The organism is Pseudobacillus badius (assembly GCF_002189605.1).
Taxonomy (GTDB): Bacteria; Bacillota; Bacilli; order Bacillales; family Domibacillaceae; genus Pseudobacillus; species Pseudobacillus badius.
The window spans coordinates 1-24,557 of sequence record NZ_MWMM01000008.1; the positions used below are offsets into that span (position 1 = coordinate 1).

The window sequence follows — 24,557 nt, forward strand, 5'->3', positions numbered from 1 at the left end:
CTTCACCCGCACTTCATTATGCGGAAGTAGTTCAGTGGTAGAACACCACCTTGCCAAGGTGGGGGTCGCGGGTTCGAATCCCGTCTTCCGCTCCATCTATGCCGGGGTGGCGGAACTGGCAGACGCACAGGACTTAAAATCCTGCGGTAGGTGACTACCGTACCGGTTCGATTCCGGTCCTCGGCACCACTTTGCGCCCGTAGCTCAATTGGATAGAGCGTTTGACTACGGATCAAAAGGTTAGGGGTTCGACTCCTCTCGGGCGCGCCATACATATAGCAAGCCGGGAAGTAGCTCAGCTTGGTAGAGCACTTGGTTTGGGACCAAGGGGTCGCAGGTTCGAATCCTGTCTTCCCGATATTTGATGAATCACTCTATAATTTGGGGCCTTAGCTCAGCTGGGAGAGCGCCTGCTTTGCACGCAGGAGGTCAGCGGTTCGATCCCGCTAGGCTCCACCAATAGTTTATTATTCATTTTGGCGGTGTAGCTCAGCTGGCTAGAGCGTACGGTTCATACCCGTGAGGTCGGGGGTTCGATCCCCTCCGCCGCTACTTACTTGGACCTTTAGCTCAGTTGGTTAGAGCAGACGGCTCATAACCGTCCGGTCGCAGGTTCGAGTCCTGCAAGGTCCACCATTTGAATAGTCATAACGGAGGAATACCCAAGTCTGGCTGAAGGGATCGGTCTTGAAAACCGACAGGCGGGTTAAACCGCGCGGGGGTTCGAATCCCTCTTCCTCCGCCATTTGATTTTTAGGAAGATGAATACTCTTATTGTCGCGGGGTGGAGCAGTCTGGTAGCTCGTCGGGCTCATAACCCGAAGGTCGCAGGTTCAAATCCTGTCCCCGCAATCTGGTCCGGTAGTTCAGTTGGTTAGAATGCCTGCCTGTCACGCAGGAGGTCGCGGGTTCGAGTCCCGTCCGGACCGCCATTTGATACATAGTATTGAAGGTTTACAAACGCATATTTTTTGATGGCTCAGTAGCTCAGTCGGTAGAGCAATGGACTGAAAATCCATGTGTCGGCGGTTCGATTCCGTCCTGAGCCACCTTTTATATTCGCGGGTGTAGTTTAATGGTAAAACCTCAGCCTTCCAAGCTGATGTCGTGGGTTCGATTCCCATCACCCGCTCCATTTTATGTTAAATGGGCCTGTAGCTCAGCTGGTTAGAGCGCACGCCTGATAAGCGTGAGGTCGATGGTTCAAGTCCATTCAGGCCCACTTCGTTCCGCAGTAGCTCAGTGGTAGAGCAATCGGCTGTTAACCGATCGGTCGCAAGTTCGAATCTTGCCTGCGGAGCCATATTTTTGGGGAAGTACTCAAGAGGCTGAAGAGGCGCCCCTGCTAAGGGTGTAGGTCGCGTAAGCGGCGCGAGGGTTCAAATCCCTCCTTCTCCGCCATAAGGCCCGTTGGTCAAGCGGTTAAGACACCGCCCTTTCACGGCGGTAACACGGGTTCGAATCCCGTACGGGTCATAAAAAAAGCTTCCAAGCAAATGGAAGCTTTTTTTGTTCGATGATAATAAAGAAGAAAGCCGCTTGTTCTTATCTGCAAGCGGCTTTCTGTTATTTTTTGTCCTTCAAGTAACTATCTTTTTCTTTGTAAGGAATGTCGCCTAACGGCGATTCAATCTGTTCTTCTTCTAATTCTTCTGCGTATTTTTGTTCTTTTGAAGACCGATAAAATCCGTTATTTTCTCCTTTCGCATCTGTTGCGGTGAAATTTTCGTAGTCTTCTGTTACTCCTTCGCCAGTCTCTTCTATATCTTCATATAAATCATTGTACGTTCTCTGTCCTTCCATAAAGTCAGAAGGCGTTTCCGAGGTTCCGTAGTTAGCTGCTTCTTGGAAGCTGTCTCCGTAATCTTTTATTTCTGCATCTTCGTGTTGAAAGCGTCCATTGATGCCTGGTTGAAGAATCTTCTCTTCAACTGGACGGTCAGCAGCTATTGTTCTTTCTGGTGTATGCTCTATGCAGTAGAGAGAGGCAGGCACCGCTTGAAGACGATCAAAAGAAATATCCTTTCCGCATTCAAGACATTTGCCGTACCTCCCGTCGTTCATTCTTTCTAGTGCTCTTTCCACCTTTTTTAATTCACTTTCATGATGTTCGCTTAATGCTTGATTTTTTTCTCTCTCATATAACTCTGTGGCTATGTCCGCTGGGTGATTATCGTACATAGAAAGCTCTCCTGTTGTCTCTTGTTGGCTCCCCGCCTCTTTTTCTGTTCCTTCCCTGTCTGTATGATGAAGAAGCTGTTCTTTTTGTATGAGCAAATCATTCTTTAATGAACGCAGTTGTTGATTAGATAACATCTCTTTCACATCCTTCTTTCTCTTTTAATCGATGAAATGAACTTATTCTTCTTATTTCCTTTCTTTTTTTATTTGAAACATGGATAGAAATTTTATGAAGAAGAGAGCGTGGTTGTTATTTATGCGATTGACGGTAAATAAAGTGGGGAATGATTGACAGGAAGAGTTCTGGAGGTGTATCTTTAAATAGGTTTGACTAGAATGAATAATTGATTTAAGTGCAATGGAGGAGAGTTCATTGTCTACTATAAAAAGCCAGCCGATCAAAGAAGCCTTTGTGCAGTCTATTCTTGAAAAGCAACATAATAAACGAACAACTTTATTTAGTTATGTCGAAAAGATTGATTGGATAGATTCTTTGCAATTTTACCAAAGCGGACGAGCTCTTTATGCGGGGGAACGCTTTTTTTGGAAAGATCGCGACGGAGAAGTGGAAATTGTCGGCTTAGGCAATATTTATACAATACGCAACGAAAAAACAGATCGATCCCGTTATGCAGAAACGGAAGAGAAATGGAATGATATGATTAAATGTTCATTTATTCACAACTCTTTCGATGCGTATGGGGTAGGGCCGGTTTTATTTGGCGGCTTTTCTTTTGATCCCCAACAAAAACAGGAAGAAGAATGGTCTAAATTTTCCTCTGCCTTTTTTTATTTGCCGGAATATATGTTAACGATCTATGAAGGAGAATGCTATTTAACGACGAACGTTATTTGCCCTTCTGATGAATTGGAGGCGCTCATAGATAAGCTGGAATCGAAAAAGGACTGGCTGCTCACACAGGCGAGCGCGCAGCAGCCGGACGAGCATAAGCAATTTGCTTATATAAAAGAGCAAAACACCGAGCAATGGAAGGAAGCAGTGAACGAAGCTGTTAAACAAATTCGCTCAGATGATGAGCTGAAAAAAGTTGTTCTTGCAAGAAAAATTATTGCTGGCTTTAATCAAGAAATCGACCAGGACAACGTGCTGGAACGATTGATGAAGCAGCAGCCGGACAGCTTTGTTTTCTCGTTGGAAGCGATGGAATCTTGCTTTCTCGGCGCGTCTCCCGAACGATTGGTCCGCAAGCGAAACGACATCGCCTTGTCTACTTGTCTTGCCGGCTCGATTAAAAGAGGCGGAACTGACGAGGAGGATGACGCTCTCGGGAATGAATTGCTGGATGATGAGAAGAATCGCATAGAGCATGAGTATGTGGTTCAAATGATTAAGCGAGAGATGGAGGCTTTATGCCATACGGTCAATATCCCGTCAGCTCCGGGACTAATGAAGGTAAGAGATATTCAGCACCTATACACGCCTGTTACCGGGATAACAGATGAAGGCCGTTCGATTTTGCAATTCGTTGAAAGGCTTCATCCAACACCTGCGCTTGGCGGACTACCTAATGACAAAGCGCTTCCGGTGATCCGCCGTCTAGAGGAAATGGATAGAGGATTTTATGCTGGTCCCGTTGGTTGGATGGATTACCGGAAAAATGGTGAATTTGCTGTTGCCATCCGTTCAGGCTTATTGAGCAAGCAGCAAGCATTTTTGTATGCCGGATGCGGAATTGTAGCAGATTCAGAGGCAGAAAGCGAGCTGGCAGAAACGCGTATTAAGTTTCGGCCCATGCTGCGGGCGTTAGGAGAAATGGCTGATGAGTAGTAACCGAGAAAACTTAACATTATATAATGCTCATTTCATTGATGGGCTTGTAAGGGCAGGAGTAGAAAGCGCCGTGATTAGTCCGGGTTCGCGGTCTACTCCTATGGCGCTTTTATTAGCGGAACACCCGGAGATAAAAGTATATATTCAAGTAGATGAGCGTTCGGCTGCTTTTTTTGCTCTTGGATTAGCTAAAGCTTCCGGCAAACCGGCTGCTTTGTTATGTACATCAGGTACAGCTGCAGCTAATTATCTGCCTGCAGTGACAGAAGCGAAAAATGCACGGATTCCTCTGATTGTCATGACATCAGATCGTCCGCATGAACTGCGAGACGCAGGAGCGCCGCAAACGATTGACCAAAACCGGTTATATGGAACTCATGTAAAATGGTTTGCTGAAATGGCGCTGCCGGATGCTGAAGAAAGCATGCTTCGCTACGTGCGAATTGCGGCGGCTAAAGCAGTGCACGCAGCTCAGCAATCGCCAGCCGGTCCCGTACATTTAAATTTTCCTTTTCGTGAGCCGCTGCTTCCTGATTATGATGGAGTGTTTGATCGGCTTGAAACAGAGGGGCTGCCATCCGTTCATCTCGGAGAAGGCGTGAAAGTTCTTCCGCCACAAGAAATACAAACAATGGCTGACAGCTTAAAAGGCAAGTCAAGAGGCATTATTGTTTGCGGCGAACAGCAATCGAAAGGGTTTGAAAAAGCGGTAGTGGAACTGGCTGAAAAGCTCGGCTACCCCATATTGGCAGACCCGCTGTCAGGCTTGCGGAGCGGAGGCGTTCATTCTCCTGTCATTATAGATAGTTACGATGCTTTTTTAAGAAATGAGCCCCTTAAACAACAAGCATCATTTGAAGTGGTGCTTCGCTTTGGCGCCATGCCGGTTTCTAAAGCGCTCACGCAATTCATTAGTAAGCATGCGGCAGCCATCCATTGCGTCATTGACAGCGGAGGAGGCTGGAGAGATCCGATTGGGGCAGCTACCCACATGCTGGCTGCTGATGAAAGCTCGTTTTGCCGCGCTCTTTCCTCTTGTCTTGATCAGCCAAGAGAAGAAAGCTCTTGGTTGAAAAGCTGGATTCAGGTCAATCAAACGGCAAGAGCGGCGATGAAAAGTATAGAAGAACATGAAGAATTGGATGAAGGCAAGCTATTTTATGAAGTGCTCAAGCGGCTTCCTGATGGATCAGCCTTATTTGTCGGCAACAGTATGCCAATTCGTGATCTGGACTCTTTCTTTTTTGAAGATGAGCGGAGCATCCGCTTGCTGGCCAATCGGGGAGCGAACGGCATTGACGGTTTAGTGTCCAGCGCGCTTGGAGCGGCAGCTGTTGTACCTCCGCTTTATTTAATCATTGGAGATCTCTCTTTCTTCCATGATTTAAATGGTTTGCTGGCCGCAAAGTTAAATGACTTGAACATAACGATTATTGTGATGAACAATAACGGCGGCGGGATTTTCTCTTATTTGCCTCAAGCTTCGGAAGAAAAGCATTTTGAGCAGCTGTTCGGAACGCCAGCCGATCTGGATTTTGCCCATGCCGCTAAACTGTACGGAGCTGCTTATGAAAAGGTGGCAGACCTAGATTCTCTGGATAAGAGCATGGCGAAAGCAGAAACGGCAAAAGGGCCTTTGATCATAGAAGCGATCACCGACCGGGCTGAAAATGTGATCGTTCATCGCCGTTTATGGGAAAAGGTGTCGCGGGAAGTGAGCCAGTTAACGGCAGGTGATCAGTTTTGGACCTAAGCATCCAGCAGCGCCGGTATCACGTGGAAATCAACGGAGAAGGCGCTCCCTTGCTGCTGCTGCACGGCTTTACGGGAAGCTCAGAAACATGGAAAGAGACGATGAAGCATTTAAAAGAGAGCTATCAGTGCATAGCTGTCGATATTATCGGCCACGGCAAGAGCAGCTGTCCAGCAGATAGAAGAGAGTATAATATAGAGCTGGTGGCTGAGGATATGAAAACTATTATGGCAGAGCTGGGCCATTCCCAGTTTCATGTGCTTGGCTATTCCATGGGCGGAAGGCTGGCCTTAACGATTGCTGTTCTGTTTCCCGCTCTTGTGCAGTCCTTACTGCTGGAAAGCGCTTCTCCAGGGCTGAAGACAGCGGAGGAACGGAGAGAACGCCAGCAATCGGATGAGGCGCTGGCGGAAAGGATCGAGCAGGAGGGAATAGAAGCCTTCGTTCAATATTGGCAGGATATTCCGCTGTTTGCTACACAAAAAAAATTGCCGCCGCAGAAGCAGGAGGCCATTCGCCTGGAGCGGCTGCGCAACTCTCCGGCAGGCCTCAGCGGTTCGTTAAGAGGAATGGGGACAGGGGTCCAGCCTTCCTGGTGGGAGACTCTGCCTAAGCTTTCTATGCCGGTTTTGATCATGACTGGCACAGAAGATCAAAAGTTTACACGGATTGCTTCCGAGATGGCGCAATTGCTTCCAAAGTCAGTCTGGAAAGAAATAAACGGAGCGGGACATGCGATTCATGTGGAAGATTCCGCGAAGTTTGGTACAATAATAAAGGAGTTTTTATCCCGTACATAATAAGGAGGAATGAATGATGGCTATTAATTGGGTAAGCGAACGCCAATACGAAGATATTTTATACGAAACATACAACGGTATTGCGAAGGTCACCATTAATCGTCCTGAGGTGCATAACGCTTTCCGTCCTAAAACTGTGATGGAAATGATCGATGCGTTTGCCTATGCTCGTGATGATGAAAAAATTGGTGTCATTGTTTTAACAGGAGCCGGCGATAAAGCATTTTGTTCAGGCGGCGATCAGAAAGTGCGCGGTCACGGCGGATATGTAGGAGAGGATGAAATCCCTCGCCTGAATGTGCTGGATCTGCAGCGTTTAATTCGCGTCATTCCCAAACCGGTTGTAGCGATGGTAGCAGGTTATGCGATCGGCGGCGGACATGTTCTTCATGTCGTTTGCGATTTAACTATTGCAGCTGAAAATGCGGTATTCGGTCAAACAGGTCCGAAAGTCGGAAGCTTCGATGCCGGATACGGTTCTGGTTACTTGGCTCGCATTGTCGGTCATAAAAAAGCGAGAGAAATTTGGTATTTATGCCGCCAGTACAATGCTCAGGAAGCACTCGACATGGGACTCGTAAATACGGTTGTCCCGCTTGAGCAGCTGGAAGAAGAAACGGTTAAATGGTGTGAAGAAATGCTTGAGAAAAGCCCGACAGCTCTTCGCTTCTTGAAAGCAGCCATGAATGCCGATACAGATGGTCTGGCCGGTCTTCAACAGCTTGCTGGAGATGCGACGCTCCTGTATTACACAACAGATGAAGCGAAAGAAGGAAGAGACGCTTTCAAAGAAAAGCGCAAGCCAGACTTTGGACAATTCCCAAGATTCCCTTAATACAGGCATGCAGGTGACGACAATGCCGCAGCTGTAGAAAGAGGTAATTAATTAAAAATCCCTCCGGCTGGCGGGTGCATAAAAAAGCTTGATGGGCAGCCATCAAGCTTTTTTTGTCAGCCAGCCAGAGCAGGATAGGAGGAATGAAGATGGCTGAAAGGGTGCCAAACTGGTTAAAACAGCGGGTTCTGCTGACACCTGATCGTCCGGCCTTATTTTTTGAAGGGACCGCCTGGACATTTGCTCAGTTGTATGAAAAAGCTTTGAGCTGGGCGGCCGAATTGGAACGAGAAGGGCTAAAGACTGGGGAGCGGGTTGGTCTGCTCGTCCAAAATACGCCGGATGCGGTGTGTGTGATTCATGCAGTCCAGCAGCTGGGAATAGAGGCTGTTCTCTTAAATCACCGGCTGACAACGGGAGAGTTGATGTGGCAATTGACGGATGCCGAGCTAGCGGCGGTTGTTTATGATCCTCTTTACGAAGAGACCGTTGAGAAATTAGAGGGGGCTTTCGTTCGCAAAAGCTTATCCAGCCCTTTGCCCGCTGAGCAGGCGGCTGGCCGCGAGGAATTTTGGCTGGAGGATACATGTTCAATTATGTATACCTCAGGAACGACAGGAAAACCAAAAGGGGTTCGGCAAACCTATGGAAATCACTGGTGGAGCGCGACTGGCTCAGTATTTAATTTAGGTCTCCAGGAAAATGATTGCTGGCTTTGTGCCGTGCCGATTTTTCATATAAGCGGTTATTCTATTTTGATGCGCAGTGTCCTTTATGGAATTCCGGTGCGCTTATATACCCATTTTGATGAACGTGTGATTAATGAGTCTTTACAGAAGGGAGAAGGAACGATTATTTCTGTCGTTTCCGCTATGCTCTCCCGACTTATAGAATCGCTGGAGGGACGCTACCATCCCAATTTCCGCTGTATGCTGCTCGGTGGAGGGCCGGCTCCAAAGCCTCTTCTGGAAGCTTGTGAAGAGAAAAAGATTCCTGTGTTTCAAACCTATGGAATGACAGAGACTGCTTCGCAAATTGTGACATTGCCTCCCGAATATAGCTTAACAAAGCTTGGATCAGCCGGAAAACCGCTCTTTCCGTGCCAGCTGAAAATTGCTGCTCCGCCTTTCTCAGAAGGGGAGATCTTGGTGAAAGGACCGAATGTCACCCCTGGCTATTTGAATCGCGAGGAAGCGAATCAGGCTGCTTTTGCGGATGGATGGTTCCATACCGGGGATATTGGTTATGTAGATGAAGAAGGCTTCTTATTCGTTCTGGACCGCCGTTCCGATCTAATCATCTCCGGAGGGGAAAATGTCTACCCTGCTGAAGTGGAGTCTGTCCTGCTCAGTCATCCTTCCGTGAGAGAGGCTGGTGTCGCTGGTGTAGCTCATGATAAGTGGGGACAAGTTCCTGCCGCTTTTATAGTCGAAAGAGAGCCGGTTACTGAAGAAGAGCTGCGTCAGTTCTGCGAAGAGAGGCTGGCAAAATATAAGTGTCCGGCTTATTTCATAAAAATGGATTGTCTGCCGAGAAATGCTTCTAAAAAACTGCTGCGCCGTGAGCTGAAGGTGCCATTGGATTAAAAAAGCGAATAGGAGAGTGTGCTTTCCGCAAAAAAGCTGACACAGAAAGCTGGAGGTTTCCCGCTTTCTGTGTCAGCTTTTATTTATTTCATTTGGATTCTGTGTTTGCGGCTTTTTACGATCCTCCCACGTTTCCGGAACAAAATCAAAGCCGCCGGGATGAAACGGATGGCACTTCAACAGGCGAACCACCGTTAAATACCCGCCTTTCCACGCACCAAACCGCTTGACAGACTCTAGCCCGTAATGAGAACATGTCGGATAAAAACGGCAGGTAGGCGGCTTTAATGGAGAAATCACCTTCTGGTAAAATCGGATTACAAGGATAAACAATTGTTTCATCATCAAACATCCGCCTTTATCTCGAATTTACTGCTTGCTTTCATCGTCTTTTGGCAAATGCGGGTTGTTCTCCAGCGGATCAATCGTATGCTTGAAGGCGTAGCCTTTGTTCACCGTAAAAACAGACAGGGCGATAACAACGGCAATAATGACAACAGAAATAATCATAATGGTAATCAATTGACTTCCCTCCCGTGACCATTATATCATTTTTAGTGAAGAGAACGAGTTTGAAAATGCAACAATCAGGGTAATAACTAAAATAGCAGGAAAATGAATAGGAGGAGTAAAAAGATGTCTCAACAATTGATTGAAAGTGTAAACAAGCAAATCGCCAACTGGACGGTGATGTACACTAAATTACATAATTATCACTGGTTTGTTAAGGGCCAACAATTCTTCGCGCTTCATGAAAAGTTTGAAGAGTTTTACACAGAAGCAGGTGTTCATATTGATGAGTTGGCTGAGCGTTTGCTGGCCTTAGAGGGCAAGCCGGTGGCTACGCTGAAAGAATCCTTGGCGATGGCTTCTGTCAATGAAGCAGAAGGCGGGGAAACAGCGGAACAAATGGTTCAATCCACGGTGGATGATTTTACAACCATGATCAATGAATTAAAAGAAGCGATGGATCTTGCGGCAGAAGTAAATGATGAAACAACAGGCGACATGCTGCTTTCTATTCATCAAGGGCTTGAGAAGCATGTCTGGATGCTAAAGTCCTTCTTAGGAAAATAAGAAAAAAGAATGAACAGCCAAAAGGATGCCTCCAATCGGAGAGCATCCTTTTATTGTGTAAGCGGTCATCAATTATGTATTTAATGGTATAAGCGGTTGTCGTCGAAATTGTCCCCCATACTATCCATATCAAATTTTTGCTTTAATGCTTCAAATAAATAAAGACGGAAGAAGTACGTCAATTCGTCTTCATTTAATTCTTTAATGATCGACAGGATTTCTTTTTGTGAAAGCTGTTCAAGCACTGCCAACGTAATCATGTCCAGGTCTTCTTCTGTACCTTGAAGTTTTCCGCGGTACATTTCAAATAATTCATCTACTAATTTCAAGTGGACCTTCTCCTTTGCTGTAATGTATGAGCGTTCTTTTTCTTCCTTATTAACATTTATACCCCAATTCGGCCAAATAAACCAATGAATAAGCAAGCAGAGAAAATGTTTCATTTCAGTCATTTTTACGAACGGACAGGGAACGATAAGCAAAGGAGGTGTCTAACATGGAAGAAGGAAAAAACGTATATTACATTGCTATCGAAACGGGAGAAATTATGAGAAAGCCAACCGTCTCTCCTTGGAGCTTTAAAATTTACGCATCGGATGAAGAAATTACGTCGCTGAGAGAGTTGTTTGATGCCAATTACTCGGTAGAAATAGGCAACTTTCTGCGCGCGCATATTCCTTATCGCGAATATCATAAAGACTCTGGAAATGACCAATATGATGACCATCTGCGAAAAGTCTATCAGATGATTTATGAGCTTGGCGACGAAGAGGCGAAGCAGCATATAGAAGAGATGGGGGATTTTTAATTCGCGGGACTTTGTTCGCCCCTGCTAAGCAAAATAAGGTATAATAAACTCAAACTTGTCAAACTGTACAAGCGCCGCCGCTTGTAACTGTGGACGACGGAAGCAGGGGGAAGGCATGATTGAGTTTACAGATAAAAATGGCTGCCGGGTGACGCTTGCTTTTAAGCGGGACGCCTTTTCATTGTCCGCCCGGCATGTCCTTGTTTTTTGCCGTTTCAAGCAGGATTGGCTGCTGACGCTTCACCCGCAGCGTGGATTGGAATTTCCCGGAGGAAAGGTAGAAGAGGGAGAGACGGTTGAAGAGGCAGCGAGACGCGAAGTGTTTGAAGAGACAGGAGCGGTTATTGAAAAGCTGCGATTCATTGGCGAATATTTTGTGAAGCAACCCGAAGTTCCGTTCGTTAAAGCGATTTTTTTTGCGGAGATAGGGAAAATAGAAAGAAGAGACCATTACTTGGAAACAGCGGGTCCAGTGTTATTCGGAGAGGATTTGCTTGCAGAGAGAATGGACAAGCGTTTTAGCTTTTTAATGCAAGATGAAGTGGTCGAAAGAACGCTGGAATTCTTGTGGGAAGAACAGCGGCTAACATGATGATGGACGTGGTGATAAGATGGAGAGAATCATTGAATGCTTTCGTTTCCCTTCTCCTAATCCGCATGTGCACCTTTCTATGGTCACTTATTGGTCAGGAGACCTGAAGATCAAGGGACTGCTTGCTGAGCCGGTGCAGGAGGGCCTATACGATGGTTTTCTGTACTTGCGGGGCGGCATCAAAAATGTAGGCATGGTTCGGCCGGCACGAATTGCCCAGTTTGCCTCTGAAGGCTTTATTGTTTTTGCCCCTTTTTATCGCGGCAACCGCGGCGGGGAGGGAAATGAGGATTTTGCCGGTGAAGACAGAGAAGATGCTTTTTCAGCTTTTGAGTTGCTGCAATCGCATCCGCGTGTCACCGGCCGGGTACATATTTTTGGGTTTTCCCGAGGCGGTGTGATGGCGTTGCTGACTGCTCTGGAAAAAGAGGAGGCTGCTTCTGTTGTGACATGGGGCGGAGTGTCTGATATGAGATTGACCTATGAAGAAAGAAAAGATTTGCGGCGGATGATGAAAAGAGTGATTGGCGCCAGCCCTTATAAGCAGGAGGAGCTCTATGAGTGGCGTACGCCGCTTTATCAGCTTGAACGACTGAAGCCGCCTGTTTTGATTATTCATGGGCTGAGAGATAAGAATGTCTCCCCTGAGCATGCTTTTCGCCTGGAAGAGAGGCTGAAGCAGGTGGAACATCCGGCTGAAACGTGGTACTTTAATCAATATGACCATTACTTTCCCCCGGCGGTGAACCGGCAGATTGTGATGGATTTATGCGCTTGGATGAAAAAACAATAAGACTCACAATGGCGAGGAGGAGAAGGCATGGGGATGCCAATGGAACTAAATACGATGATTGTAACAAAAGGAAGAGAGCAAAGAAAAGAGGAAAATTTGTTTTCTTTAACGAAAGAGGGATATCGTCTGTATCCGATAGATATTCCTATTCATGTGTTTAAAACCAAGAACGGGGATATTACTGGCACAGCTATTATTGAAAAAGTTGAATGGCAAAAAGAGCAGACGGAAATTACATACAGGTTGATTTCTTTAAATTCGACAAATTGACGAAAAAAGCGGCGAAATAATTTTCAGCCGCTTTTGTTTGCTTTTATCTTTTATTGGAAAGTGTAATTCCATAAGCACCGTTCTTTAGTAAGAAGCAAGGGATCTCCGGCTTCAAAGATGAATGCCTTTCAATCGATCCATCAGCCAGCAATTATATTAATGAACCGGCCTAAATAAAAAAGAAATAGGCCATCTTTTATTGTTCGATCAGGGACATGGAAGGAAGAGGAGGAGAAAAGATGAAGAAAGTACTTAAGCCTGTGACTGATTGGGTTTCTACCAAAAAAGGAATGTGGGCCGTTCTGCTTATCTGGCTGCTGCTGGCAGGCGGGTTAAGTGCTTTGGCTCCAAGTTCGCGTGAGTATAGCGCATCTTCTATTCAATCGCTTCCCAGCGATTCTCCAGCAATGGAAGCGGCTGAAAAAACGGATCAATATTTTCCAAATGATAAAGGCATACCAGCTATTCTCGTTTTTAATGCTGATAATCAGGAAATTGAAACAGCCCAACTTGCTAAAGCCATGGCAGCCATTGAGCGCAAGGAAATAAAAAATTTAAAGGAAATTGTGCCGTTCAGCCAGCTTCCTCCCCCCGCACAAAACGAATTTATGTCAATGGATCGTTCAGCTGCAGCCATTCCGCTGGTTTTTCAGGAAGGACTGGAAAGCGATGAGTTGAAGCCGGCAATTCAATCTGTAACGAACATAGCCAAGGAAGAAACCGAGGATCTGCAAGTGCGTGTGACTGGTCCAGCTGGCATCGCCGTAGATACAACAGCGTTATTTTCCCAAGCTGATATCGTTCTTCTCTTATCAACTGTGGGGCTGATCCTCGTGCTGTTGATCGTTATTTACCGTTCGCCGCTCCTTGCCTTCATTCCTTTGCTGGCATCAATGGTGGTCTATGCGGTAACAGACCGGATTTTGGGATTATACGGCAAAGCCGGACTGGAAATGAGCAGTCAATCGCTGTCTATTATGACGATTTTGCTATTTGCAGCGGTAACGGATTATTCCTTGTTTGTTCTTGCCCGCTACCGGGAAGAATTAAGACGCCAGGAGAGCAAATTTGAGGCAATGAAGCAGGCCATGCGTGAAACGGGAGAGCCTGTATTCTTTTCCGGGGGCACCGTACTCGCTGCTATGCTTGTTCTCTTTTTTGCTGTTATCCGCGACTATCAAAATTTCGCGCCTATCTTTGCCACGGTCGTTGCTGTTATTATGCTGGCTTCGGTTACACTGGTTCCCGCACTGTTCGTGCTGTTTGGAAGAAAATCATTCTGGCCGAGAGTGCCGAAAACAGGGGACGCGATCGAAGCGGAAGAGGGAATCTGGGGACGCATTGCCCGTTTTGTGACAGCCAAACCGCTTGTTATTGGCAGCACTGTCGTCATCTTGCTTCTCCTCGCTTCCTTGAACGTATTTAATGTAAAATATGAATTTAACACGCTGAAATCTTTTCCGGATGATATGCCGTCTTTAGAAGGGTATGAAATCATTGAGAAAAAATTTGCCGCTGGCGATTTAGCTCCAACGACTGTTCTGTTTGAAGGACAAGGAGATATGGCCAAACTGGCGGCTGAGCTAGAGAAGCAGAAGGGAGTAGCCAAGGTACGAGTAGAAGGCTCCACGAAAGACGGGAAAGCACATGAACTTTCCTTGTCCTTTACAGGAAGCCCTTATGAGTCGCCGGCTATGGATGCTCTCGCCCAGCTCCGGAAACGGGCAGAGAAGATTGCAACAAACGCCGAAGCCAAGGGCACACTTTATTTTGCCGGAGAAACAGCTGAGAAGCTGGATGACCGCCTGTTAAACAGCCGTGATTTGAAAGTGATCGTCTTGTTAGAAACATTATTGATTTTTGTGATGCTTGTCCTCTTAACCCGCTCTGTGAAAATGCCGCTTTATATGGTCGGCACCATTCTGCTGTCGTTCCTGGCGGCTCTCGGACTTGGCATGTTTTTAACTAAAGCTTTGTTTGGAATTGATGCCATCAGTACCCGTGTGCCGCTGTACTCTTTCATTTTCCTTGTGGCATTAGGAATCGACTACAATATTATTTTAGTATCAAGATATACCGAAGAGCGCGGCAGCCACCCGCTCAATGAAGCGGTAAGCATTGCAGTGGCTAAAACAGGAGGAGTGATTTCATCCGCCGGTATTATTTTGGCGGCGACCTTTGCCGTATTAATGACACAGCCTATTGAAATCTTATTTGTTTTCGGTTTTATTGTTGCTGTGGGCATATTAATTGATACCTTTATTGTTCGCGGCTTGCTGCTGCCTTCCTTGCTGCTTGTTTTTGAAAAAGACCGGGCGGGCATGCGCCGGAACCATTCATAGAAAAAGGACATCGCCGAATTGGCGATGTCCTTTCAGTTTGGTTTATTAAATTTGTGGTCCGCCAAGTTCAATAATTTCTTTTGGAACATTGGAGAACTTCTTGAAGTTTTCACGGAATTTGCCAGCAAGCTCTGCCGCTTTTGTCATAAAGGCATCTTCATCAGCCCAAGCTTTGCGAGGGATGAGAACGTCATCAGGTACACCAGGTACATGAAGCGGAATTTGCAGGCCGAATGTTTTAGTTGTATAAGTTTCAACATTATTTAATTCGCCTTCAAGAGCTGCTTGCACCATAGCCCGTGTATAAGCCAGCTTCATGCGGGAACCGACACCGTATTCGCCGCCAGTCCAGCCTGTGTTCACAAGGAAAACTTGAACGTTGTGCTCATCGATTTTCTTGCCGAGCATTTCCGCATAGCGTGTAGCCTCAAGCGGAAGGAATGGCGAGCCGAAGCAAGTAGAGAAGGTTGCTTGCGGAGATGTCACTCCACGCTCTGTACCAGCAAGTTTAGATGTGTAACCGCTCAAGAAATGGTACATTGCTTGCTCTTTCGTTAATTTGCTGATTGGAGGCAAGATGCCGAACGCATCAGCTGTTAAGAAAATAATTGTATTTGGATGGCCGGCTACGCTTGGGTCAACAATGTTGTCAATAGCTTGCAGCGGGTAAGCGGCGCGCGTATTTTCTGTTAAGCGGTTGTCGTTGTAATTCGGAATACGGGAATTTTCATCCAGTACAACATTTTCAAGAACGGAACCGAAACGGATCGCATCAAAAATTTGCGGTTCTTTTTCACGGGAAAGGCCAATCGTTTTTGCATAGCAGCCGCCTTCAATGTTGAATACCCCGTTAGCAGACCAGCCATGCTCGTCATCCCCGATTAAACGGCGGTTTGGATCTGCGCTTAATGTTGTTTTTCCTGTGCCGGAAAGTCCGAAGAATAAAGCAACATCGCCTTCATAGCCTACATTGGCTGAGCAATGCATAGATAGAATGTCGTTTTCAGGAAGCAAGAAGTTCATGACAGAGAAAATAGATTTTTTCATTTCTCCTGCATATTCCGTTCCGCCGATCAAAACGATGCGGCGCTCAAAAGAAATGATGATAAATGCTTCTGATCTCGTTCCATCTACTGCAGGGTCTGCTTTAAAGTTCGGAGCAGAAACAATCGTAAAGCCGGCTTGATGGCTTTTTAATTCTTCCTCCGATGGGCGGATGAACAGCTGATGGGCAAACAGGTTATGCCAAGCATATTCGTTGATGACTTGGATCGGTAGGCGGTGAGCCGGGTCCGCTCCTGCAAATCCCTTGAAAACAAATAATTCTTCTCTTTCCTTTAAATAATTGATCACTTTCGTGTATAATTGATCAAACACCTCAGCAGAAATCGGTTCATTCACTGTGCCCCAATCAATTTTATCTTTTACTGATGGCTCCTCAACGATAAATTTATCTTTAGGAGAACGTCCAGTGTATTTGCCTGTTTCGGCACGAACCGCTCCAGAAGCAGTTAACACGCCTTCTTTGCGATTCAGTACTTTTTCTACGAGCAACGGTACAGATGGCTGCATTGTTACGTTGCCACCTTTTAAAAGTTCCAGAATTTCGCTTGAAACGCTTGCAGTCTTCATAAATTAATAACCATCCTTTATCTGAATTTAAGTAGTTGTTCTCTCAGTATTTGCTCAAAAATTAGTATAACACATTACGTTTAATAGTCTATACTATTCACTTATTTTTTTTGTGACATTTTTTATTTAATCTTGTCCGATTTTCTATAAAAAGAAACTGAAAAAACAAGGAATTTTTTACGCTAAAGCAGTTGACATTACTGATTGGATTTCGTATTATGTAACCTTGAACGGATACTCTTATCCTGAGCTGGCGGAGGGGACAGGCCCGATGAAGCCCGGCAACCTGCTTGATTGACTGTCAGTTATCCTGACTGTCAGTACTTATGAATATAAGTGGTATTCAAGACAAAGGTGCTAACCTGCAGCAAGGGCAAAACCTTGAACGATAAGAGTGAAAGGCCTATGTTGATAAGACCAACCTTTCCTCTCTTTATTTCAGGAGGGGTTTTTTTATTTTAAAAGGATAAACTTAGGGGAAATGAGTACCGTACCATTAACGATCGGCAGTCAGTTGATCATTTTTAAGGAGGAAGTTTCATGACTAACAATCGTCGTCTCTTTACTTCAGAGTCAGTCACTGAAGGGCATCCGGATAAGATTTGCGATCAAATTTCCGATGCAATCCTGGATGAAATCTTATCAAAAGATCCAAATGCACGTGTAGCAGCAGAAACATCTGTTACCACTGGGCTTGTGCTCGTAGCGGGGGAGATTACAACCTCTTCTTATGTCGATATTAATAAAATTGTTCGGGAAACCATCAGAGAGATTGGCTACACGCGTGCCAAGTATGGCTTTGATGCGGATACTTGCGGCGTGCTGACATCTATCGATGAACAGTCCCCGGATATTGCGGCAGGAGTAGACGTTGCGCTTGAAGCACGTGAAGGCCAGATGAGCGATGAAGAAATCGAAGCGATCGGTGCGGGAGACCAAGGGTTAATGTTTGGTTTTGCTTGTAATGAAACAGCAGAATTAATGCCGCTGCCAATTTCCCTAGCTCATAAATTATCCCGTCAGCTGACAAAGGTGAGAAAAGAAGAAACACTTTCTTATTTGCGTCCGGACGGAAAAACACAAGTGACAGTTGAATATGATGAAAACGACAAGCCGGTAAGAATCGATACAATTGTTATTTCCACACAGCATCATCCAGAAGTGACGCTTGAGCAAATTCAAAGCGATTTGCGCCAACATGTCATTGATCCGGTTGTTCCTGCTGAATTAATTGATGAAAATACAAAATTCTTTATTAATCCGACAGGCCGCTTTGTGATTGGCGGACCTCAGGGAGATGCTGGGTTAACCGGCCGCAAGATTATCGTTGATACGTATGGCGGTTATGCACGTCACGGCGGCGGTGCCTTCTCCGGTAAAGATCCGACAAAAGTAGACCGTTCAGCAGCCTATGCCGCTCGTTATGTAGCGAAAAATATTGTAGCTGCCGGTCTTGCTGATAAATGTGAAGTTCAGCTTGCTTATGCAATCGGTGTGGCTCAGCCTGTTTCGATTGCGATTGATGCGTTTGGCACGGGCAAGGTTTCTGAAGAAGCGCTTGTTGAACTTGTGCGCAGCAACTTTGATTTGCGTCCGGCAGGCATTATCAATATGCTTGACCTTCGCCGTCCAATCTACAAACAAACAGCAGCGTACGGACACTTCGGCCGTGTGGATGTCGACCTTCCTTGGGAAAGAACAGACAAGGCTGAAATTCTGAAAAGCCAGGCGGCAAATTAATCAAAAGAAAAAATCCTGGGGACTGCTTAGCCCTCAGGATTTTTTTGTATGCTTTTGTAATATTGGCCTTTTTCAACGTATTCTCTAACGATGCGTTCCATGTCTTTTTTGTCCTCCTCATTCACTGGACGGATCACTTTCGCCGGCCGTCCAAAGGCGACAGAATGAGGGGGAATGACTTTTCCTTGAGGAACAAGGCTGCCGGCTCCAATAAAAGCTCCTTCCCCAATTTCTGCATTGTCAAGAATAATGGAGCCCATGCCGATCAGCGCTTGCTTTCGAATTTTACAGCTATGAAGAATCACTTGGTGGCCGATTGTTACTTCATCTTCAATGATAAGCGGGTTGTTTGGGCTTTGGTGAAGCACAGAATTGTCTTGAATGCTTACTTTGCTGCCAATCACTGTCGGAGCGACATCTCCACGTATCGAAGTGTTGAACCAAATATTGGTTTCTTCGCCGATTGTCACGTCGCCGGTAATGGTTACATAATCAGCTATGTAGGCAGATTCAGCAATCTCAGGTGTTTTGTTATTGTAAGGATAGATCATCTTTTTCTCTCCTTCTTTCATGTTCCCGCAAAGGAAAACAGAATTGGATTTGCTTATTATTTTATCTAAAACGATTTGGTTTGTATAATAGAAGGTAAAAAAGTATAGGACTATAAAAAGCCGGAGGAAGATGCGTGATGTGGAAATGGGAAACAGAACAACAGCCGAAAGGTGTTATCATGATGATTCATGGAGCAATGGAGCACCATGGCCGTTACGGTTGGCTGATTGAAATGTGGCGCAGAAACGGCTTTCATGTGGTTATGGGCGATTTACCTGGCCAGGGCATGACATCGAGAGCACAAAGAGGGCACATTTCATCTTTTAATGAGTACATCGACGAAGTAAAGGACTGGATACAGGCGGCTTATCAGTTTGATCTGCCTTTGTTTATATTGGGACACAGCATGGGAGGGCTAGTTGCTATTCGCCTGTTGCAGGAAATGGAAGTAGAAACCGCGGGCGTTATTTTATCCTCTCCTTGTCTGGGAATGATTCATACACCACCAAAAATTATGGATATTCTATCACATGGATTAAATTCGCTTTCCCCTTCAGTAAAGTTTTCTTCTGGCCTGACTGTTGACATGGCGACAAGAAATGAAGAGGTGCGGCAAGCTGATAAGGAAGATGCACTCTATGTTAATAAAGTGTCCGTTCGATGGTACCGCGAGCTGCTGCAGGCAATAAAGACCGCGGATTTAAAAGCGGGAGAGGTGCCGGATGTTCCGCTTCTTATCATGCAAGCCGGCCATGATCTGATTGTTGACAAAAAAACCGTCAGAAAATGGTTTCACCGGCTTGATTTGTCGGAAATGCATTACAAGGAATGGCCGGGCTTGTATCATGAAATATTTAATGAACCGGAGAGGGAAGAGGTTTTTCACTATGCAAAAGGGTTTGTGGAGAACCGTCTCCGTTTATTAGGATACGTGATTGAAGAATGAGGCGGCAATACGCCTGTCCCCCTTCAAATGCCTTTGCAGCCTATTTGAAAAACTCATCGGCTTCTTGTATGAAAACGGCTGACAGACAGAGACTGCGGCGAGGTAAGAGGGTTTAAATAAGCAGGCGCAAGCATCTTATGCTTGCGCCTGCTTATTTTGCCTGGATAAGAGTGGCTTCTTTCCTGAATTTATCTTTTTTCGATAGCAAGAATAAAAGGAGGGTTGTTTGCCTGATTGATAAATTCATAACGAAGCACGTGCGCCTTTTGCTGATCGATCTTTTCCACAAAGTCGATTAGTTTTTCTTTTTCCTCCCTTCCCTCCTCATGTCCATGATAGATCACAAGTACAATGATGCCGCCGGGGACAAGCATCTCAAAAATTTGCTTTACAGCAGCGATTGTTGTCTCCGGTTTGGTGACAATGGACTTATCTCCCTTTGGCAAATAGCCAAGGTTAAAGACAGCTCCTGTCAGCCGGCTTTTCCACTCGGGAGGAATACAAGAAGCAGCCTGCTCATGTCCGCGGTCAAATAGTGTCACCTGTTCGTTGAGTCCTTGTTCCTTGAGCCGGCTGGTCGTATTAATCAGAGCTTTTTCCTGAATATCAAAGCCAAATACCCGTCCTTCTTCACCAACCAGCCTGGCTAGAAATACAGTATCATGTCCGTTGCCGACAGTGGCATCTATAGCTGCGCTGCCCTTAATTACCGCTTTTTCCAGCAGAAGGCGGGCAAACGGCAGAATTCCTTCCATCTTCATCTATCTTCCCTTCTTTCTACAAGAAATCGTTAGATATCCTTTGATGATTATACCTAAAATGAACCGTTGTTGGTATAATGCATGTAATCTATAGAATAAGAGAAAGGGAGTGGCCTCGTGAATAAAGTTTCCATGAAACCTTCCGATGTGCAAACAGCTGCCGATTTGACAGCTGTTATCCAGCAGCTCCGGACAAAAAGATCCTACCGTGCGCTGCGAGAGTGGCTTGCACAAATTGAAACAGAAAGCGAGTACTACCGTTTAATCCGGCTGGCTGATTCCGGGGAAATGTATCGTTACAGCAATTTGCTGGCAACAGCTGCTGACAAGCGCTTTCGCTCCGTCCGCACATTTTCCTGGTATTGTCATAGTTTGCTTGAGCAGGGAAAGAGCTTGGAAGTTGAAACAAGAATGAAACAGCGATTGTTCGCTGAAGAAGGACGGCCTCTCACAATCAAAGAGAAAACGGCAGCCTGGCTTTTGCTTGCAAGAGCCCTTTGCCAGCTCCATCGTTACCGGGAAGCTGAAGAATATATTCACCTGATTGAGGAAGAAGGCGGGGTTCTGTCGCCGGATCAACGCGCTGATTTTTACATGGAGGCAAATGACTGGGATCGGGCTGAGGAGGAAGTGAAAAAGGGGCTTCACTTGACTTTCAAGGAGCGCGGGGATGTCAGCTGGCTCGTCTATGCTGAACTTCTGTCGCGGCAAGGAAATCACGAAGAAGCGTTGCGCGCCCTGCAAGGAGGAGCGGCCGCATTCCCCGAGCATCCTGTGTTTCAGCTTGAGCAGATGCGCAGCTATCGGCTGATGAATAACTTTCAGGCGATTCTTGATCATGTAGATCACTTGAACGAAGAGTATCCTCTCCATGAAAATAGGGATTACTTTACTTATTTAAAAGCAGAAGCGCTTTACAAGCTGGAAAAATGGGAGGAGCTGCAGGCATGGATGTCCACCCATCAAACAGTGCTGCAAAAGACGGTGTTTCATGAGCGGACCATTCACCCCGACGGTGCTCACCGGCAAATCTCTATCCAGCCGATCCGGCAAAAGCTGAATTATTGTGTGCCGGCTACATTGTCCATGATGCTGCAAGCGGCTCAAAGGAACTTATCACAAGATGAGATTGCTGAACAGGTTTTTGAGGGAACCGGCTCCAACCTGATGACTGCTATTGAGTACATGTCATCGCTTGGCTTTTCTGCCACCTTCTTTAAAGGAACCATTGAACAATATAAGCATTTGATCGATGCCGGCTATCCCGTCATGTTAGATCTGCTGATTGAACACAGCTCGCATGTCCAGCTTGTTGTCGGATATGATGACCGATTGGGCGTGCTGCTTGTCCAAGATCCGAATGAGCTGGAGATGCTCCTTATTCCTTATGAAGAAATGGCGCACGCTTACCGGTTAAAAGACCGGCTTTCCATCGCTTTCGTTCATGAAGAGAAAAAAGAAGTGCTTGAAACATTGGATTCGGACGCTCATCAGTTTTTTCAGCGGCTATTTGTTTACTTAGAGAAAATGGAGCAAGATGCAGACGGGACGGTCGATGAATTTCTCTCCTATTTAGAAGCGAATGACGATGAAATCTTTTCCTCCATTATTGGCCTAACGATGATCCAGCATAAGAAAGCGAAGCCATTTTTGGATAAGTGGATCGAAAGCGTAAACAAGCGGTTTGGCGAGAACGATGAGGATATCCAGCTGCTGATTGCTCATTCTTATTACATGCATGATCAAACGGATGAAAAATTTCAAGCTGCCATGGGACAGGTAAAACAAAAAAATGCTTATGCGCACTTTTTATTAGGAGTCGTGCATTATCAAAACGACCAGGCAGAACAGGCAATTTTTCATTTAAAGCGTTCAATTGAGAAAGATCCTTTTCAGCCCTCTGCTTATGCTTACTTAGCACGCTGCTGCGCTGAGCTTTCACAATTTCAATTGGCTCACCAATGGTCACTTGTGGCGCTTGAGCAAGAGGAAACAGAGGAATTTATCCGCCTGACCCATGCCCTTATTTTACTCGAATCAGGTGCCGTTCAAGAGGCGCTGGCTGCATTTAAAAAACTGTCTGAAGAATATCCAGAGGATCACTATTATGTCTACGAAGTCGGCCGCTGTTATATGGAGGCCGGCAATCACAGGGAGGCCATCAAATGGCTGAAGCGCTCGATGGAGATGAATCCGGCTGTTCCGTATCCTTATCTGCGCATAGCCGAAATCCGTATGGGAGAAGAAAAATGGGAACGTGCCGAGGTTTATTTGCGAATAGGAGCGGAGGAGGCTGTTCCTGAAGAGGAAACAGGGATCCTGTGGTTATATATCGGCCATACGCGAATGGGCCGCGAGCTTTACAGTCACGCGGAGGAAGCCTATAAGCAAGCAGCTAAGCTGGATGCTGATGGTGAGATGCTGGCTGCTGTGTATGAGGCGGAGGCGATTATTAAGCAGGGAGATTGGCCGCGGGCTGAGAAAGTTATTCGCGGTTATGCCGAATCTTATCAAAAACCGGATGTCTATGTAAGAGCTGGCGCTATGATCCTTGCGGAAACGGACGAGGACCCGAAGAAGGACATTGGGCTGGAGCTGATGGAAATCGGTTTAATGAAAGGAGGGGGCTTGGAGGACCTTCTCTCGCTCTATGTCGAGTGTGTAGAGAACACGCCATTTGTCCACCGGGCGCTCACTTTCTTGCAAAGGCTCCGCAGCCAGCATCCGCGCAGTGATGTGTACTGCTATGAGTCGATTTTTCATGAAGAGCTGGAAAACTGGTCTCTTGCTGAAAAGCTTTTGCTTAAAGCGGTACAGCTTGACAGCCGCCATACGTTTCCGCATTACCGGCTCGGCAAGTTGTATCGCAGGGTGGAAGAATATTCGCTTGCTGAGCAGCATTTACTCGAATGCTTGACTATCGATCCTGATTTTACAGCCGCCAGCGAGGAGCTAGCAGAGTTGTATGAGGAAACAGAGAAGATGGACGAAGCTAAAAAATACCGGCTCCGTGTCTTTAAAGCTATTCCGCAAGCTTGTGATATAAGAGAGCTGGCTGAGATGATGTCTTCGCCGGCAGAACAGCAGAAATTAACCGAGCATCTCGTTGATTTAAAGGGAAGAATTGATGAAGATTGGCGCCTGGAGGCTTTGAGTGAAGTGTTAAGCGCCGAGAAAGCTATTTCCTTGCTTGAAAAAGAGGAGTCTATCCATTTGAAAGCGAGACTAGCAGAGCTGTATATTGACAACGGCCAAACGAAGAAAGCGTTAGAGCTGCTAACAGCGCTTATATCAGAAGATCCCTCCAATGATCGTTTATATGAGCCATGGATGAAAGCTCTTCACAGCACCAAAAAACTCCTGAAAATTGATAAATTCATTAAGGGAATGGCTTTATCCCGGCAGGATGAAGCTCTTGTCTACGGCAAGAGCGGTGCCGCTCTCGCACCATATGTGGAAGAGTTGCCGGAGGAAGAGCCTGGATTATGGAAAAAGCTTACCGGCGGCTTGAAGTCCATTGGATTGATAAGTGCCGTGATTGCCCTTTATGAAAAAGCGATCAAACTGAACCCCGATCATGCTGAAAGCTACAACCAGCTTGCCGCTTTTTATATAGAAAGAGAAGTGCTGGATGAAGCAATAAAAGTGCTGAAGCTGTACTTGAAGCGCCGTGATGACGATGATTTCCGTTTGAAAGCGGCTGCGGCCGCTTTGAGTTATGGAATCGAAAACGGGAAAGAAAAATATCTGAAGGAAGCAAACGAACAGTTGCTTTTGCTGAAAAAGCGCCATCCTTCTGATGGAGATGTCCGCGATATGCTGGCCGATTCATTTCTATTCCTTGGCGAGCTGGAGCAAGCCCTGCATGAATATGAAGAACTGATAAAGACCGCTCCATATAAAGCAGAAGGATATGCCGGAAGAGTTCTTGCCTATCTTGAGCTGGAAGAGAAGGAGAAAGCGAGGAGCGCGTTGGGAGAAATACCTGAAGAGATGTATGAGCGCGCAGTCGGCCAGCTTCAAGAAACGATGGCGGATGAAGCGGTTCTGGAAGAGCTGTTGCATGAGCTCGAGACATGCTAATATTTATCCTGTTC

21 protein-coding genes, 16 tRNA genes and 1 riboswitch are annotated in these 24,557 nt (G+C 46.1%); of the genes, 30 read left to right on the forward strand and 7 right to left on the reverse strand.

Annotated features, from left to right (window positions below; translation table 11 throughout):
• The first annotated feature begins 20 nt into the window (after positions 1-20).
• The 16 genes from B1A98_RS13200 (at position 21) to B1A98_RS13275 (ending at position 1,476) form a co-directional block, all read left to right on the forward strand.
• A tRNA-Gly gene (locus B1A98_RS13200) sits at positions 21-95 on the forward strand.
• A 5-nt stretch (positions 96-100) separates the two neighbouring features.
• A tRNA-Leu gene (locus B1A98_RS13205) sits at positions 101-189 on the forward strand.
• Positions 190-193: 4 nt separating this feature from the next.
• A tRNA-Arg gene (locus tag B1A98_RS13210) sits at positions 194-270 on the forward strand.
• 14 nt (positions 271-284) lie between these two features.
• Positions 285-358 (forward strand) — tRNA-Pro (locus B1A98_RS13215).
• Between the two features lie 25 nt (positions 359-383).
• A tRNA-Ala gene (locus B1A98_RS13220) sits at positions 384-459 on the forward strand.
• Between the two features lie 19 nt (positions 460-478).
• A tRNA-Met gene (locus tag B1A98_RS13225) sits at positions 479-552 on the forward strand.
• 7 nt (positions 553-559) lie between these two features.
• A tRNA-Ile gene (locus tag B1A98_RS13230) sits at positions 560-636 on the forward strand.
• Positions 637-652: 16 nt separating this feature from the next.
• Positions 653-745: transfer RNA gene (locus B1A98_RS13235), tRNA-Ser, on the forward strand.
• 33 nt (positions 746-778) lie between these two features.
• Positions 779-852: transfer RNA gene (locus B1A98_RS13240), tRNA-Met, on the forward strand.
• A 3-nt stretch (positions 853-855) separates the two neighbouring features.
• A tRNA-Asp gene (locus B1A98_RS13245) sits at positions 856-932 on the forward strand.
• A 44-nt stretch (positions 933-976) separates the two neighbouring features.
• Positions 977-1,049 (forward strand) — tRNA-Phe (locus B1A98_RS13250).
• 12 nt (positions 1,050-1,061) lie between these two features.
• Positions 1,062-1,135 (forward strand) — tRNA-Gly (locus tag B1A98_RS13255).
• Positions 1,136-1,148: 13 nt separating this feature from the next.
• Positions 1,149-1,222: transfer RNA gene (locus B1A98_RS13260), tRNA-Ile, on the forward strand.
• 6 nt (positions 1,223-1,228) lie between these two features.
• Positions 1,229-1,303, forward strand: a tRNA-Asn gene (locus tag B1A98_RS13265).
• 7 nt (positions 1,304-1,310) lie between these two features.
• Positions 1,311-1,401 (forward strand) — tRNA-Ser (locus tag B1A98_RS13270).
• A gap of 3 nt (positions 1,402-1,404) precedes the next feature.
• Positions 1,405-1,476 (forward strand) — tRNA-Glu (locus B1A98_RS13275).
• Between the two features lie 90 nt (positions 1,477-1,566).
• On the opposite strand, the gene B1A98_RS13280 is transcribed toward B1A98_RS13275, so the two are convergent.
• Positions 1,567-2,316: a TraR/DksA C4-type zinc finger protein gene (locus tag B1A98_RS13280; protein WP_063383669.1), complete on the reverse strand. Its 750-nt coding sequence runs from the start codon at positions 2,314-2,316 to the stop codon at positions 1,567-1,569.
• A 238-nt stretch (positions 2,317-2,554) separates the two neighbouring features.
• On the opposite strand from B1A98_RS13280, the gene B1A98_RS13285 reads away from it, so the two are divergent.
• The 5 genes from B1A98_RS13285 to B1A98_RS13305 all read left to right on the forward strand — a co-directional run bounded on the left by B1A98_RS13285 (position 2,555) and on the right by B1A98_RS13305 (position 8,947).
• Positions 2,555-3,970 carry an isochorismate synthase gene (locus B1A98_RS13285; protein WP_063383670.1) on the forward strand — a complete coding sequence of 472 codons (1,416 nt, stop codon included), beginning with the start codon at positions 2,555-2,557 and terminating at the stop codon, positions 3,968-3,970.
• The gene (gene menD, locus B1A98_RS13290) at positions 3,963-5,726 is read left to right on the forward strand and encodes a 2-succinyl-5-enolpyruvyl-6-hydroxy-3-cyclohexene-1-carboxylic-acid synthase (protein WP_063383671.1); all 1,764 of its coding nucleotides are present in this window, start codon (positions 3,963-3,965) and stop codon (positions 5,724-5,726) included. The genes B1A98_RS13285 and menD overlap by 8 nt, the downstream gene beginning before the upstream one ends.
• Positions 5,717-6,526 (forward strand): 2-succinyl-6-hydroxy-2,4-cyclohexadiene-1-carboxylate synthase, encoded by an 810-nt coding sequence (menH, locus tag B1A98_RS13295; protein ID WP_063383672.1) that lies wholly within the window; start codon positions 5,717-5,719, stop codon positions 6,524-6,526. Before menD ends, menH begins: the two co-directional genes overlap by 10 nt.
• A 16-nt stretch (positions 6,527-6,542) precedes the next feature.
• Positions 6,543-7,361, forward strand: coding sequence for a 1,4-dihydroxy-2-naphthoyl-CoA synthase (gene menB, locus B1A98_RS13300; RefSeq protein ID WP_041097893.1), 819 nt, complete (start codon positions 6,543-6,545; stop codon positions 7,359-7,361).
• A 149-nt stretch (positions 7,362-7,510) separates the two neighbouring features.
• Positions 7,511-8,947 carry an o-succinylbenzoate--CoA ligase gene (locus tag B1A98_RS13305; RefSeq protein ID WP_063383673.1) on the forward strand — a complete coding sequence of 479 codons (1,437 nt, stop codon included), beginning with the start codon at positions 7,511-7,513 and terminating at the stop codon, positions 8,945-8,947.
• A 72-nt stretch (positions 8,948-9,019) separates the two neighbouring features.
• Here the strand turns inward: B1A98_RS13305 and yidD are convergent, their stop codons facing one another.
• The gene (yidD, locus tag B1A98_RS13310; RefSeq protein ID WP_063383762.1) at positions 9,020-9,289 is read right to left on the reverse strand and encodes a membrane protein insertion efficiency factor YidD; all 270 of its coding nucleotides are present in this window, start codon (positions 9,287-9,289) and stop codon (positions 9,020-9,022) included.
• A 27-nt stretch (positions 9,290-9,316) separates the two neighbouring features.
• Positions 9,317-9,469 (reverse strand): YtzI protein, encoded by a 153-nt coding sequence (ytzI, locus tag B1A98_RS13315; protein WP_082821621.1) that lies wholly within the window; start codon positions 9,467-9,469, stop codon positions 9,317-9,319.
• 114 nt (positions 9,470-9,583) lie between these two features.
• Between ytzI and B1A98_RS13320 the strand changes: the two genes are divergently transcribed.
• The gene (locus B1A98_RS13320) at positions 9,584-10,024 is read left to right on the forward strand and encodes a Dps family protein (protein ID WP_063383674.1); all 441 of its coding nucleotides are present in this window, start codon (positions 9,584-9,586) and stop codon (positions 10,022-10,024) included.
• An 80-nt stretch (positions 10,025-10,104) separates the two neighbouring features.
• On the opposite strand, the gene B1A98_RS13325 is transcribed toward B1A98_RS13320, so the two are convergent.
• On the reverse strand, positions 10,105-10,353 hold the full coding sequence (locus tag B1A98_RS13325) for a DUF6154 family protein (protein ID WP_041097887.1): 249 nt from the start codon (positions 10,351-10,353) through the stop codon (positions 10,105-10,107).
• Positions 10,354-10,520: 167 nt separating this feature from the next.
• Between B1A98_RS13325 and B1A98_RS13330 the strand changes: the two genes are divergently transcribed.
• The 5 genes from B1A98_RS13330 to B1A98_RS13350 all read left to right on the forward strand — a co-directional run bounded on the left by B1A98_RS13330 (position 10,521) and on the right by B1A98_RS13350 (position 14,829).
• Complete coding sequence (locus tag B1A98_RS13330; RefSeq protein WP_063383675.1) at positions 10,521-10,832, forward strand: hypothetical protein; 312 nt, start codon at positions 10,521-10,523, stop codon at positions 10,830-10,832.
• A gap of 115 nt (positions 10,833-10,947) precedes the next feature.
• Entirely contained in the window at positions 10,948-11,424 is a 477-nt protein-coding gene (gene ytkD, locus B1A98_RS13335) for an RNA deprotection pyrophosphohydrolase (RefSeq protein ID WP_063383676.1), read from the forward strand.
• A gap of 19 nt (positions 11,425-11,443) precedes the next feature.
• Complete coding sequence (locus B1A98_RS13340) at positions 11,444-12,217, forward strand: alpha/beta hydrolase family protein (RefSeq protein WP_041114034.1); 774 nt, start codon at positions 11,444-11,446, stop codon at positions 12,215-12,217.
• 27 nt (positions 12,218-12,244) lie between these two features.
• Complete coding sequence (locus B1A98_RS13345) at positions 12,245-12,487, forward strand: DUF2584 domain-containing protein (RefSeq protein WP_041097879.1); 243 nt, start codon at positions 12,245-12,247, stop codon at positions 12,485-12,487.
• Positions 12,488-12,726: 239 nt separating this feature from the next.
• Entirely contained in the window at positions 12,727-14,829 is a 2,103-nt protein-coding gene (locus B1A98_RS13350) for an MMPL family transporter (RefSeq protein ID WP_063383677.1), read from the forward strand.
• A gap of 45 nt (positions 14,830-14,874) precedes the next feature.
• On the opposite strand, the gene pckA is transcribed toward B1A98_RS13350, so the two are convergent.
• Positions 14,875-16,461, reverse strand: a complete 1,587-nt coding sequence (gene pckA / locus B1A98_RS13355; protein ID WP_041097875.1) for a phosphoenolpyruvate carboxykinase (ATP) — start codon at positions 16,459-16,461, stop codon at positions 14,875-14,877.
• Positions 16,462-16,698: 237 nt separating this feature from the next.
• Positions 16,699-16,856, forward strand: a riboswitch (SAM riboswitch).
• A gap of 145 nt (positions 16,857-17,001) precedes the next feature.
• Here pckA and metK point away from each other — a divergent pair.
• On the forward strand, positions 17,002-18,201 hold the full coding sequence (gene metK / locus B1A98_RS13360; protein ID WP_041114032.1) for a methionine adenosyltransferase: 1,200 nt from the start codon (positions 17,002-17,004) through the stop codon (positions 18,199-18,201).
• A gap of 26 nt (positions 18,202-18,227) precedes the next feature.
• Here the strand turns inward: metK and B1A98_RS13365 are convergent, their stop codons facing one another.
• Positions 18,228-18,752 carry a gamma carbonic anhydrase gene (locus tag B1A98_RS13365; protein ID WP_063383678.1) on the reverse strand — a complete coding sequence of 175 codons (525 nt, stop codon included), beginning with the start codon at positions 18,750-18,752 and terminating at the stop codon, positions 18,228-18,230.
• Positions 18,753-18,889: 137 nt separating this feature from the next.
• Between B1A98_RS13365 and B1A98_RS13370 the strand changes: the two genes are divergently transcribed.
• Positions 18,890-19,699, forward strand: coding sequence for an alpha/beta hydrolase (locus tag B1A98_RS13370; protein ID WP_063383679.1), 810 nt, complete (start codon positions 18,890-18,892; stop codon positions 19,697-19,699).
• Between the two features lie 188 nt (positions 19,700-19,887).
• On the opposite strand, the gene mnmM is transcribed toward B1A98_RS13370, so the two are convergent.
• On the reverse strand, positions 19,888-20,460 hold the full coding sequence (gene mnmM / locus B1A98_RS13375) for a tRNA 5-(aminomethyl)-2-thiouridylate-methyltransferase MnmM (RefSeq protein WP_063383680.1): 573 nt from the start codon (positions 20,458-20,460) through the stop codon (positions 19,888-19,890).
• A 117-nt stretch (positions 20,461-20,577) separates the two neighbouring features.
• Between mnmM and B1A98_RS13380 the strand changes: the two genes are divergently transcribed.
• Entirely contained in the window at positions 20,578-24,543 is a 3,966-nt protein-coding gene (locus B1A98_RS13380; protein ID WP_063383681.1) for a tetratricopeptide repeat protein, read from the forward strand.
• The last annotated feature ends 14 nt before the right edge of the window (positions 24,544-24,557 follow it).

Coding starts and splice junctions, on each gene's coding strand:
- mnmM (WP_063383680.1), bottom strand. CDS start 20,460: ATGAAGATGGAAGGAATTCTGCCGTTTGCCCGCCTTCTGCTGGAAAAA.
- B1A98_RS13370 (WP_063383679.1), top strand. CDS start 18,890: ATGTGGAAATGGGAAACAGAACAACAGCCGAAAGGTGTTATCATGATG.
- B1A98_RS13280 (WP_063383669.1), bottom strand. CDS start 2,316: ATGTTATCTAATCAACAACTGCGTTCATTAAAGAATGATTTGCTCATA.
- ytkD (WP_063383676.1), top strand. CDS start 10,948: ATGATTGAGTTTACAGATAAAAATGGCTGCCGGGTGACGCTTGCTTTT.
- metK (WP_041114032.1), top strand. CDS start 17,002: ATGACTAACAATCGTCGTCTCTTTACTTCAGAGTCAGTCACTGAAGGG.
- B1A98_RS13365 (WP_063383678.1), bottom strand. CDS start 18,752: ATGATCTATCCTTACAATAACAAAACACCTGAGATTGCTGAATCTGCC.
- B1A98_RS13340 (WP_041114034.1), top strand. CDS start 11,444: ATGGAGAGAATCATTGAATGCTTTCGTTTCCCTTCTCCTAATCCGCAT.
- B1A98_RS13350 (WP_063383677.1), top strand. CDS start 12,727: ATGAAGAAAGTACTTAAGCCTGTGACTGATTGGGTTTCTACCAAAAAA.
- menD (WP_063383671.1), top strand. CDS start 3,963: ATGAGTAGTAACCGAGAAAACTTAACATTATATAATGCTCATTTCATT.
- pckA (WP_041097875.1), bottom strand. CDS start 16,461: ATGAAGACTGCAAGCGTTTCAAGCGAAATTCTGGAACTTTTAAAAGGT.
- B1A98_RS13330 (WP_063383675.1), top strand. CDS start 10,521: ATGGAAGAAGGAAAAAACGTATATTACATTGCTATCGAAACGGGAGAA.
- B1A98_RS13320 (WP_063383674.1), top strand. CDS start 9,584: ATGTCTCAACAATTGATTGAAAGTGTAAACAAGCAAATCGCCAACTGG.
- B1A98_RS13305 (WP_063383673.1), top strand. CDS start 7,511: ATGGCTGAAAGGGTGCCAAACTGGTTAAAACAGCGGGTTCTGCTGACA.
- B1A98_RS13345 (WP_041097879.1), top strand. CDS start 12,245: ATGGGGATGCCAATGGAACTAAATACGATGATTGTAACAAAAGGAAGA.
- menB (WP_041097893.1), top strand. CDS start 6,543: ATGGCTATTAATTGGGTAAGCGAACGCCAATACGAAGATATTTTATAC.
- yidD (WP_063383762.1), bottom strand. CDS start 9,289: ATGAAACAATTGTTTATCCTTGTAATCCGATTTTACCAGAAGGTGATT.